Source organism: Oleiphilus sp. HI0043 (genome assembly GCF_001634935.1).
Window position 1 is genome coordinate 20390 of sequence record NZ_LWEY01000667.1, and the last position, 10980, is coordinate 31369.

10 protein-coding genes and 1 pseudogene are annotated in these 10980 nt (G+C 45.1%); 8 read left to right on the forward strand and 3 right to left on the reverse strand.

The window, feature by feature from the left end:
* Nucleotides 1-227: 227 nt before the first annotated feature.
* On the reverse strand, nt 228-773 hold the full coding sequence (locus tag A3729_RS08020; RefSeq protein WP_082865366.1) for a PaaI family thioesterase: 546 nt from the start codon (nt 771-773) through the stop codon (nt 228-230).
* A gap of 92 nt (nt 774-865) precedes the next feature.
* Nucleotides 866-1702, reverse strand: coding sequence for a hypothetical protein (locus A3729_RS08025; RefSeq protein ID WP_068512640.1), 837 nt, complete (start codon nt 1700-1702; stop codon nt 866-868).
* 296 nt (nt 1703-1998) lie between these two features.
* Here A3729_RS08025 and A3729_RS08030 point away from each other — a divergent pair, with 296 nt between their 5' ends.
* The 8 genes from A3729_RS08030 to A3729_RS08060 all read left to right on the forward strand — a co-directional run bounded on the left by A3729_RS08030 (nt 1999) and on the right by A3729_RS08060 (nt 10784).
* The gene (locus tag A3729_RS08030) at nt 1999-2448 is read left to right on the forward strand and encodes a chemotaxis protein CheX (protein ID WP_068507627.1); all 450 of its coding nucleotides are present in this window, start codon (nt 1999-2001) and stop codon (nt 2446-2448) included.
* A gap of 78 nt (nt 2449-2526) precedes the next feature.
* A complete protein-coding gene (locus A3729_RS08035) occupies nt 2527-3435 on the forward strand; it encodes a response regulator (protein WP_068507629.1) in 909 nt (302 codons plus the stop codon).
* 214 nt (nt 3436-3649) lie between these two features.
* Nucleotides 3650-4867, forward strand: coding sequence for an FMN-binding protein (locus tag A3729_RS32580; RefSeq protein WP_068552894.1), 1218 nt, complete (start codon nt 3650-3652; stop codon nt 4865-4867).
* Nucleotides 4868-4936: 69 nt separating this feature from the next.
* Nucleotides 4937-5803 (forward strand): 4Fe-4S binding protein, encoded by an 867-nt coding sequence (locus A3729_RS32585; RefSeq protein WP_068764603.1) that lies wholly within the window; start codon nt 4937-4939, stop codon nt 5801-5803.
* Between the two features lie 109 nt (nt 5804-5912).
* A complete protein-coding gene (nosZ, locus tag A3729_RS08045; RefSeq protein WP_068507631.1) occupies nt 5913-7826 on the forward strand; it encodes a TAT-dependent nitrous-oxide reductase in 1914 nt (637 codons plus the stop codon).
* Between the two features lie 47 nt (nt 7827-7873).
* Entirely contained in the window at nt 7874-9226 is a 1353-nt protein-coding gene (locus A3729_RS08050; protein ID WP_068507633.1) for a nitrous oxide reductase family maturation protein NosD, read from the forward strand.
* Nucleotides 9223-10146, forward strand: a complete 924-nt coding sequence (locus tag A3729_RS08055) for an ABC transporter ATP-binding protein (RefSeq protein WP_068507636.1) — start codon at nt 9223-9225, stop codon at nt 10144-10146. Before A3729_RS08050 ends, A3729_RS08055 begins: the two co-directional genes overlap by 4 nt.
* A 2-nt stretch (nt 10147-10148) precedes the next feature.
* Nucleotides 10149-10784: an ABC transporter permease gene (locus tag A3729_RS08060; RefSeq protein ID WP_068633592.1), complete on the forward strand. Its 636-nt coding sequence runs from the start codon at nt 10149-10151 to the stop codon at nt 10782-10784.
* Here the strand turns inward: A3729_RS08060 and A3729_RS32590 are convergent.
* Nucleotides 10781-10980 (reverse strand): annotated as a pseudogene (locus A3729_RS32590) (IS3 family transposase); the annotation flags it as partial. The gene A3729_RS08060 and the pseudogene A3729_RS32590 overlap by 4 nt on opposite strands.

The window sequence follows — 10980 nt, forward strand, 5'->3', positions numbered from 1 at the left end:
AAGGACCATGACTATCGCTAACCTAAAGATTTCTAGTCTTTTTTAACTCTCTAGGTCAGCCAAACGGCTGAAAAACAATGGATTCCCGCCCCGCCCAGGCGGCCCTCTCTTGCTGCGCAATTCACCTTGTGCGCGGGAATGATGAGTTTCGGGGCGAAATCAAGCTTAAGTAAGTGCCATTCGGGTCAGAGTCAAAAAAGCCAACTGAACTCTGACCCAAATATTACTTAGCGCATTCTTACCTGATAATTCGCGTAGCTTTTCGCCACTATCGTACCTTCAGCGTCTTTAACCTCACCTTCCAGGACAAAGCTACTCTTGCCTTCTGCCAAGGTTTCTTCTTCCAGGCGGGCTAGTTCTTGGTCAGATAAACCAAACTCAACCGTGACATCAGTTTTGGCAACCTTGATGAATTCCATCTTTAAGTCGACTAAGACAGGATAAAAACGCTCATCAAAGCTCAGCATTGAAATAATGCCCCCAGGAATTTCGGCGACGGTAAATAGCGCGCCTGCGTACATGGCATTAAAGTGATTCTTGTTTGGCTTAAGGGGAATACCTGCTTTCAAAAAGCCGCGCTTTACCTCAAGTACTTTAAAACCATTTCGCGTCGCAAAAGGAATCGCCTGACCAACAAACTTGGTCAACAGAGCCGTCATTGCGGTGCTTTGAACTTTGGAGACAAAGCCTGAAGCGTCTGACTGAGGTTTGTTTGCCCAGTCACGCATGCGATTTTGTAGGTCTTGATTGATAGACTGAAGGTAGCTCATCATGTGGCCATCTTCCTTAAAGTAATTTGAAGGCGCTAGACTACCAGCCTGAGCAAGGCACGCAAGTGATATTCACTTAGTAGAAAAAGGGTACGCTAGGCAGCACCCGAGTTGCCATAACTAATGAAACGCTGCTCAAGCATTTCATACTCTTTTTTCAAGCGGTTCAGCTCGTCTTGCAATTCTTTAGGGGACTGACTGTTTTCTGCGAGGTCGACATAGTTGCTTTCGAGGGTTTCGCGCTCAGCTTCAGAACGTTTCAGTTTTTGCTGTGCCTCTTCAAGCGACTGCTTTAATAGGTAGGCTTCACTGTTGTCCGCCTTGAGATCATCAAGCTCTTTGGTCATAAGTGATGAATTAATTCGTAATTTCTTAATCTCCTTCACTTTCTCGTCCAGTTGTTCCGAAAGCTGCTGTGTTTTTTCGATTAACGATTCTTCTCTCTCATTGCTTGTATCAACAGCATCAACAACCCTCTTTAGGCTTGAAACTTTATTAGCCTCTTTTTCAATGTCTCGGCTAGCTTGCTGATATTGAACATTCATTGAGGTAATCCGCTTTCCTGATTCTTTCAAGGAGGCTTCGAGTGCCTCAATATGTTCAAGCAAACGCTGCCGCTCAGAATCACTAAAGGCTTGCCGGTCATTCTCAGATGTCATATCTTTAAGTTGCGAGCTCAAACTTAATTGCTGGCCGGACAATTCATCCAGTTTGTTCATTCCATCTTCGACAGACTCTTCCTCACCTTCTGAATCAGGCGCAGTCTTGCCTACCGTTTTTCCATCGTAGGCATATTCAAAAGTATGATGTTTCCCCGGCTTAAGCTTTGTCAGCTTATGCTTCAAAAACATAATGTAAGCGACGCTAATGCACAAACAAGCAAAGGTGCCGATTAGCAGCTGAATAATGATGTAATTTGTATCTGTCGGCATAATGTCTCTTCTTGGGCCATCCTTGATACGCAATCTTTCAACAAAAATTGCCTAAATTAAACGTAAATTTATTCTAATCGTAAATATAGTCTTATTTTGTTCATTTTTCTGTTGTGAATAATACAGTTTTTTACGTCATAACATCCATGTTCTGTAATATTTTGTTATCACCGACAATTATTCAGAGCAAAAATAAAATTCTTTTCTATACTGGAAGGTAGCCGATTTCCTTCTTTCGTTAAGAGATTCCACTATGCACGTGAAGCAATGCGTTTAAAAAACAGGATGCTGACAGAATGAACAAGCAAACTTTTTATAGCTTGCTATCAGGTGTGTGGACTAAGCTATTTGGTGCCGAGCTCAAATATATTGAGCCCCAGCCTCATCAACAAGAATGCATTTTAGAGTGCTTTGTAGAAATACCTATCGTTGGCCAAAACAATTTTTTAATGGTTTTAGCAATGCCAACAAAACTTAGCTACAGGGCCGCCTCTCTATTATTTCAGCTACCGGAAGAAGAGCTCAGCAAAAACGACGCAAATGACGCGCTCTGTGAATTAGGAAATATCCTGGCAGGCCAAGTACAACTCGAAATAAGCGAAGATACACACTTAGATGTGCCGATCCAGCTTACGAAGGAACAAGCGCAAACGCTAATGCAGGATATTGAGCCGGATTGGGAAGTCTTTACGCAGGATGAAGACGGAACAACCATATATGCCGGCGTATTTATTGGACAAAGTTAGCGCAATGAATAAACTATCGCTTCAAATAATTAATAAAGCAATTCAAACACTTGCTATATACAAAGGGTCTTATCCGCAATGAAATTTCTTATCGTAGACGATAGCCGTGCCATGCAAGTTATTGTTAAACGTGGCCTAGAACAGCTGGGTTATAGCGACAATGAATACAAGACGGCAAATAACGGAAAAGATGCGCTTAATATAGCCAAAGACTGGACGCCTGACCTAATTCTATGTGACTGGCATATGCCGGAAATGACAGGAATTCAGCTGCTGCAATTATTGAATAAATTGGAACTACCCAGCAACATCGGGTTTGTCACCTCAGAAACCTCTGAGAGCCGTTTAAAAGAAGCGAAAGAAATGGGTGCATGTTTCATTGTAAACAAGCCCTTTACCGATGAAGATTTGCATAAAGCAGTTCTGCCTATCCTCCAAGGCGCAATAGAAGGTGAGGATGCTTTAAAGCAAGATACAGCCGTAACTTGCGACAAAGGCATCACACTACCTACGGCAGCCGCATTCGATAAAGCCATTAATGCGGTCACCAGCTCTTCGGTTAAACTCACCGAAAAAACAACCGAGCCACTCAATTACGAGCACCTTCCCTTCATTACAGGTATTTACGCGATATCAGGCACCTCGTCTATTCGTAGTATCTGCGTACTCGATCTTGAAGCAAGCTGTTTTTTGGGTTCCGCTCTGCATAACCTGCCGGTTGAAGATGCGCTTGACTCAATACAGAAAAAGGCAATCCCAAAGCAGCTTCTCGAAAACTGCGGCATGGTACTCAAGGTAATTTCGGTTCTATTCTTCGACCAAAAAAGTGGCACGGACCTAAAGCTGGAAAACTTCCACCTGATCGCCAAACCATTCGATAAACTAGATGCGTTAAGTCGAAAAGGCGGTAACCAGCGCATGGATTTTGAGCTCTGTATAGATGGTTATGGGAAGGGCCGAATGTCGGTGATCGCAGTTAATCGCTAAGTTAGTTATCTATTCCGTTCATTTGTCTGGACCTTATATTTAACCTCGCTCCCTTACTCAATCTATTATCACCTTATACACTCCTATCACCTTGGGGGTATAAAGTTGATTAGGGTCAACTGCCCTGCTTTTCTTCGTTTCTCTTCGCTACAGATCACTGTATTAATGTTCGCAACGTCAATGGCTTACATTAAATATTGGATCTACAGACGAGATGAAATACCCTTTTGATGGAACAAGCTTTTCCCTTAGGAATTTGTATCTATTAGTTTCCTGTCTATTTATCTGCCTTATCGGCAGCCCTGCTTTTTCTGCCGGGCTTGATATCACGCCAATTAAAGCCCCTCTTCCCTTTATCCAAGAGGCTTTCCCGAATGCCAGCTCGATTTCTGAAAAAACTGGCGACCCTCAAATCAAAACGATTTTCCAAGACGAGCAAGTCATTGGCTACGCCTTTGAAACAGATGATGTCGCGCGTATTCCTGCCTACTCCGGTGAACCCGTCAATACACTTGTGACGTTGGATACTCAAGGAACAATCATTTCTGCCAATGTTCTGGAACATCATGAACCTATCTTGCTGGTAGGAATTCCAGAGCAAGATTTATGTGACTTTACGGACCAATACCAAGGGCTAAAAGTTAACACCAAGGTAAAAGTCGGCACGGGAACAGAAGAGAACACCGAGTATCTCGATGGCGTATCCGGTGCAACCGTCACTGTGATGGTGATGAACATGGGGATTATTCGCGCCGCCAACGAAGTGGCGATCGCGCATGGCATCATCGAAGCCTCTGAATTTGCCTCACAGGCTGCGGCCACGATTAATCAAGAAGTCTACCAGCCTTCCGACTGGCAGACCCTGACAGGCAACGGTGCGATCCGACGTTTCCATTTGAACAATTCCAAAGTCGATGATGCTTTCATGGCAACTGAAGCTGCGGACCAGGCAGCCCCGCTTGAAGAAAAAGAAGACACTTTTGTCGATCTATATTATACGCAATTGAATATCCCGACAGTCGGCCGTTCACTCTTAGGTGACGGTGAATATGAATGGATGATGGAGCAACTAAAGCCCGGCGAGCATGTAATAGGTTTACTCGGAAACGGCTATTCCTTTAAAGGCTCTGGCTATGTTCGCGGAGGAATATTTGACCGAATCGTCATTCACCAAGGTAAAAATGAGTTCAGCTTCAGGGATACCGAACAATACCGAATTAACGACCTATATGCTGCGGGTACGCCGCACTTTAAAGAAATGTCGCTGTTCATTGTCAGCGAGCATCATAAGTTTGACCCCGGACAACCCTGGCAAGTCGAGCTACTTATTCGCCGCCAGACAGGCCCTATTGAAGGCGTCTTTACCAGTTTTAAACCAGAGTATGCCGCACTCGAAGAGTTTTTAATTAGGCCTGAACCGCCAGAAATCTAAGAAGAAAAAGCGCTATGGGAACAGGTTTGGGAAGATAAGAGTACGGCAACGAAACTGCTGGTCTTCAGCATGTTGGTTCTCACCCTTGTATTATTCATACAAGATTGGTTAGTTAAGTTCCCTCGCTTTATGCACTATTTCAGAATTGGCTTCCTTCTTTATACAGTAGGGTTTATTGGCTGGTACTGTAAGGGACAGCTGTCCGTTGTCAATGTACTTACCTTCGTTCAATCGCTGATGAACGACTTCAACTGGGAAACCTTCCTCCTCGACCCGATTATTTTTGTACTTTGGGTTTTTGTCGCTGCCACAGTCTTAATGTGGGGCCGAGGTGTTTACTGCGGCTGGTTGTGCCCCTTCGGTGCCTTGCAAGAGCTGATAGGCGAAATCGCGATGAAGCTACGCATTCCTCAGCTACATATTCCTTTTGTTATTCATGAGCGTTTATGGGCGATTAAATACCTAATTTTGCTAGCTTTGTTTGGCTTATCACTGGAGTCCCTGGCTGTCGCAGAAACCTATGCCGAAGTGGAGCCTTTCAAAACAACTTTCCTGCTGCGCTTCGATCGCGATTGGCCCTTCATTCTTTACGCGGCCGGGCTTCTGGTTACGTCAATATTTAATCGTAAGTTCTATTGCCGCTACGTCTGCCCAATGGGTGCAGCCATTGCTATTCCTTCTTTCGCTCGCCTCTTCGACTGGCTAAAACGCCGAAAAGAATGCGGCAAGCCCTGCCAGCTTTGTGCCCAAGAGTGTGAGATCGGAGCGATTGCTCCTACTGGTGAGATTAATATGCGCGAATGCCACTACTGCCTCGATTGTCAGATGACTTATCACAGTAAAGAGAAATGCCCACCACTTGCCAAAAAATACCGCAAAGCAACGAAAGAAGCGCCTGTCGAGCCGGTTCGTATTGTCAACCAAGGAGGCTCATAAGATTCGAATACAAAAGAAAAACACACAATAAAAGCAATTAAAGAATTAGCAGTACAAACAACGAAGTAAGAAGTTCTCTATCACAACCAGGAACAACTTGGAGATCATTATGACCGACATAAATAAGGAAAACCCTGTCGACCGCCACGTCGATGATAGTCCTGAAAAAGAAGGCATGAGCCGTCGTAAATTTATTGGTGCAACCACTTTAGTCGGTGGTGCAGGTGTTGCTGCGTCAACACTTACCGCATCCATGTTTTCAGAACTTGCTCAGGCAAAAACGGCCGAGAAAATGGCTGCTAGCGCCCATGTAGGGCCAGGTGAGCTCGACGAATATTACGGCTTTTGGAGTGGAGGTCACTCAGGTGAAGTTCGCATACTTGGCCTACCTTCAATGCGTGAGCTAATGCGTATTCCGGTATTCAACCATGAAAGCGCGACTGGCTGGGGTCAGACCAACGAAAGTAAAGCAGTCATGGGTGAATCTGCCAAGTACTTTAACGGTGATGCACATCACCCTCATATGAGTATGCAAGATGGCCGCTATGACGGTAAGTATGTTTTCATCAACGATAAAGCAAATACTCGTGTAGCACGTATCCGCTGCGACATTATGAAAGCCGATAAGATGATCGACGTTCCAAATGTACAGGCGATCCATGGTTTAAGGGTTCAGAAAGTACCTCATACCAAATATATATTCTGTAACGGTGAATATGAAATTCCATTACCGAATGACGGACGTGATTTGGATGACCCTAGTAAATATTTCTCCATGTTCAACGTCATTGACGCTGAGAAGATGGAAATGGCTTTCCAGGTCATTGTTGATGGCAACCTTGATAATACCGATGCCGACTACGACGGTCGTTTCGCTGCATCAACCTGCTATAACTCTGAAAACGGCGTAACGCTACCTGAAATGATTTCAGCTGAGCGTGACCATGTTGTTGTATTTGATATTCCAGCGCTTGAGAAAGCGGTTCAGAACGGTGACTTCAAGACAATCGGCGATTCCAAAGTACCTGTAATCAATGGCCGTAAAGGTTCCAAATATACTCGCTATATTCCGGTACCCAAGAGTCCTCATGGCTTGAACACTTCACCAAACGGTGAATACTTTGTGGCTAACGGTAAGCTTTCACCAACCGTTTCAGTGATTGCGATCAAGAAGCTGGCTTCACTATTTGATGATAAGATCAAACCTCGCGATACCATCGTTGCAGAGCCAGAGCTGGGCTTAGGGCCGCTTCATACAGCCTTTGACGGACGCGGTAATGCTTATACAACCGTCTTTATCGATAGTCAGGTGGTTAAGTGGAACGTGGAAGATGCGATCAAAGCTTATCAAGACAAGAAAGTTAATTACATTCGCCAAAAGCTGGATGTTCATTATCAGCCAGGTCACCTTCACACCACCATGGGTGAAACCCGTGATGCTGATGGCAAATACCTAGTCTGTCTCTGTAAGTTCTCTAAAGACCGATTCTTACCGACGGGCCCACTTCGTGCCGAAAATGATCAGTTAATCGATATCTCCGGCGATGAAATGAAGCTGATTCACGACGGCCCGACCTTTGCTGAGCCTCACGATTGTATGATCGTTCATCGAAGCAAAGTGAAGCCAAGCAAAATCTGGAAGCGTGATGACCCCTTCTTCGCTGAAACCGTTGCTCAAGCAAAGAAAGATGGTGTAAATCTTGAAATGGACAACAAGATTATTCGCAAGGGTAACAAAGTGACGGTTTATATGACCTCGGTTGCACCAAACTTTGGCCTGAACAAATTTACCGTTAAGCAAGGCGATGAAGTCACCATGGTGATCACTAACCTTGATATGGTAGAAGACGTAACTCATGGTTTCTGTATGGTCAACCATGGCGTCAGTATGGAAATTGGCCCTCAGCAAACCCAGTCAGTGACCTTTACCGCCGACAAGGTTGGCGTACAATGGTTCTACTGTCACTGGTTCTGCCATGCACTGCATATGGAAATGCGTGGCCGAATGTTAGTCGAAGCTTAAACCCTTTAAGCTTTAGCTAACTGCTAAAGGCGAAAAAGAAGTACAAGATGTCACAACCATCTCGAATACTGCTGGAAACACAGCAGAACAAACAGAAGCACAGTGCGTATATCCTTATGCTGTGCCTCTGTACCTGTCTGATAGTGGTGGCATCTCTTTTATCCTCTTCAGCCTATGCTCAAGAGATAAGGATTAATTCTCAGCTAGACCTACAAGCTGTTCTCGATAATGCCTCTCGAGGCGATACGATAGTCCTCTCTCCCGGTGTTTACGCCGGTAACTTTGTTATTCGACAGAGTCTCACTATTCAAGGTGAAAAGGGCGCTATCATCAACGCCCAAGGCATGCATGACGGGATTCGAATAAAAGCTCCACATGTCACCATTGAAAATCTGACAATAGAAAACTGGGGCGATGATTTAACGGCAATGAATGCCGGCATCTTTATTGAAAAATCGGCACAAAATACAACCATCAAGAATAACCTGCTTCATGGTGATACTAGCGGTATTTGGTTAGATAAATGCGATGGTGCAAAAATTATCAACAATAAAATAAGCGGTAACGAGCAGATGCGCTCAACCGACCGAGGCAATGGTATTCATCTATCCGTTGCGACCAATACCGAGGTTCGTGGCAACGAAATCTGGCATACCCGTGACGGAATTTACATTATTTCTAGCCAGAACAACCTGCTCACTGAAAACCATATGCACGACCTTCGCTACGGGGTTCATTACATGTACTCCCACAGCAATACCGTCACCAAAAACAAAGCGGTACGAACCCGTGCAGGCTATGCGCTCATGCAATCCAGAAGTCTCACTGTCAATCATAACCAGTCACTCGATAGTGAAGACTACGGCATCTTATTAAACTTTATTACCTATTCCACCTTAACTAACAACACGATTGATGGCGTGCGTCAAAGTGAGGCACGTCACGTTGAGGGTGCCGATGGTAAGGGCTTCTTTATTTATAACTCGCTGCACAACAAAATTCTAGACAATGACGTGAGTAATGCAGAAATCGGTATTCACCTGACAGCAGGTTCCGAGAACAATATTATTGCTAAAAACACCTTTATCAAAAACCAGACTCAAGTGAAATACGTCGCGACCCGCAAACAAGAATGGAGCCTCGACGCCCAAGGTAATTACTGGAGCGACTATTTAGGCTGGGATATGAACAATGATCAAATTGGCGATACCTACTTCGAACCCAATGACAGTATCGACAAGCTACTATGGAAGTTTCCTCAGGCAAAAATGCTAATGGATAGCCCTGCAGTATTGTTACTACGTTATATCCAAAAACAATTCCCGGTACTTAAATCGCCTGGGGTAAGAGATAGTTTCCCTCTCATGACACCGCCCGCTCGTAAGGTAGCCAGCCCATGACGTCCCCTTCTTCTGACCTTGTTGTTAAGCTTGACTCAGTCTCCAAACATTATGGCGAGCTAAAAGCACTCGAGGCAATCAATCTGGACTTGCCTCCAGGCGAAGTGCTTGGCTTGTTTGGTCATAACGGCGCTGGCAAAAGTACGCTGATGAAAATCATCCTGGGCGTGCTTGAGCCTTGTCAAGGCGAAGTACTAACCCTTGGCCAGTCACCTCGAGACAAAAAAGCTCACCACATTCGCCAGAAGTTTGGTTATCTACCCGAAAATGTTAGCTTTTATGATCACCTAAGCGGGCGCGATATACTCACTTACTTCGCCAAACTTAAAGGCTTTAAAAAGAACGAGGCTGAACGGTTACTTGAGAGTGTTGGCCTTCAAGCTGCAGCAAATCGAGCAGTCAAAACCTACTTTAAAGGTATGAGGCAGCGCCTTGGTTTGGCGCAAGCACTGCTAGGCAAACCTAAACTATTATTACTGGATGAGCCCACCGTTGGCTTAGACCCTATCGCAACCGATTATTTTTATCGTACGGTAGACGAACTACGAAGCGATGGTTGCGCAGTGATTCTTTGTTCTCATGTTCTCCCTGGTGTTGAAGCGCATATCGACAGAGCTATGATACTAGGTGGCGGGAAGCAATTAGCCTTGGGTAATCTTGAAACGCTTCGCCAGCAAAGCGAGCTGCCTATCGAGATCAAAGCGCATGGCTTAGCAGCGAATGAAATTCCCAGCGAACTCATGCAGTATCAAAATGCGGTCGCCTGTGCGGCTGGCCAGCAATCTCTGCTTGTGCCGACGAAAGATAAAATGTCCGCCCTTAGAACACTCTCGGGAAATACAAGCATCAGCGACCTGGAGATCAAGCAACCTTCCTTGCAGGAAATATACAGCCACTTTATTCGCAAGGGAGAGCAATAAATATGGATAAAATACTAACTGTCGCCTCAAAAGAATTTAAAGATGGCTTCCGCAATCGCTGGACTTTGGCGATCACGGTAATCTTCGCCATTCTATCTTTAGGGCTTACGTATTTTGGCGCGGCTGCCTCAGGTAGTATCGGCTTTGCCTCGCTCAACTCAACCTTAATTAGTCTGGCAAGTCTGGCCGTTATCCTGATTCCCTTGATCGCATTGATGATCGCCTACAACGCCTTCGTAGGAGAATATGAACAAGGCACCATGCTACTCCTGCTCACCTACCCCCTCAGTCGACGCGATATGTTGATTGGCAAATTTCTGGGCCAAGGAAGTATCATCGCGATCTCCTCCCTGCTTGGTTTTAGTACTGCTGCAGCAGCCATTATCTTCAGCAGCGAGGTGGAAACCCTAGAAGTTCTCAATGCATTTTTCTGGTTTATTCTATCGGCGACACTACTTGGCTGGGTTTTTATTGCCATCGCCTATGTTATTAGTCTTAGCGTAGAAGAGAAATCGCGTGCCGCGGGCCTGGCTTTGGTCACCTGGTTTTTCTTTGTACTGGTATTCGACTTGGCTTTACTCGCTATTTTAGTCGCCAGTAACGGCGTTTTTCAAGGTAGTTGTCGCCTGAGCATTTAAGCTGCTTGTTTTTCCTTCTCCGGGTTCAACTTAACGTCACCCACTTTCTCCCAGTTCCGCGTAGCTTTTGACCACCTTATTTGGTTCTTTCTTTTCATCTTGCGATAAAGCTCATCCCTCTTCGATAATATTTCTTCATCCAGACCTAAGTGCCTTTGCTCTGGGGTAACAAAGTTAATTCGACTATGCCGGTGCT

What these genes read in the sequence shown, in the direction of transcription:
- A3729_RS08035 (WP_068507629.1), top strand. Translation starts at nt 2,527, where the DNA reads ATGAAATTTCTTATCGTAGACGATAGCCGTGCCATGCAAGTTATTGTT.
- A3729_RS08055 (WP_068507636.1), top strand. Translation starts at nt 9,223, where the DNA reads ATGACGTCCCCTTCTTCTGACCTTGTTGTTAAGCTTGACTCAGTCTCC.
- A3729_RS32585 (WP_068764603.1), top strand. Translation starts at nt 4,937, where the DNA reads ATGTTGGTTCTCACCCTTGTATTATTCATACAAGATTGGTTAGTTAAG.
- A3729_RS08025 (WP_068512640.1), bottom strand. Translation starts at nt 1,702, where the DNA reads ATGCCGACAGATACAAATTACATCATTATTCAGCTGCTAATCGGCACC.
- A3729_RS08050 (WP_068507633.1), top strand. Translation starts at nt 7,874, where the DNA reads ATGTCACAACCATCTCGAATACTGCTGGAAACACAGCAGAACAAACAG.
- nosZ (WP_068507631.1), top strand. Translation starts at nt 5,913, where the DNA reads ATGACCGACATAAATAAGGAAAACCCTGTCGACCGCCACGTCGATGAT.
- A3729_RS08020 (WP_082865366.1), bottom strand. Translation starts at nt 773, where the DNA reads ATGATGAGCTACCTTCAGTCTATCAATCAAGACCTACAAAATCGCATG.
- A3729_RS08060 (WP_068633592.1), top strand. Translation starts at nt 10,149, where the DNA reads ATGGATAAAATACTAACTGTCGCCTCAAAAGAATTTAAAGATGGCTTC.
- A3729_RS32580 (WP_068552894.1), top strand. Translation starts at nt 3,650, where the DNA reads ATGAAATACCCTTTTGATGGAACAAGCTTTTCCCTTAGGAATTTGTAT.
- A3729_RS08030 (WP_068507627.1), top strand. Translation starts at nt 1,999, where the DNA reads ATGAACAAGCAAACTTTTTATAGCTTGCTATCAGGTGTGTGGACTAAG.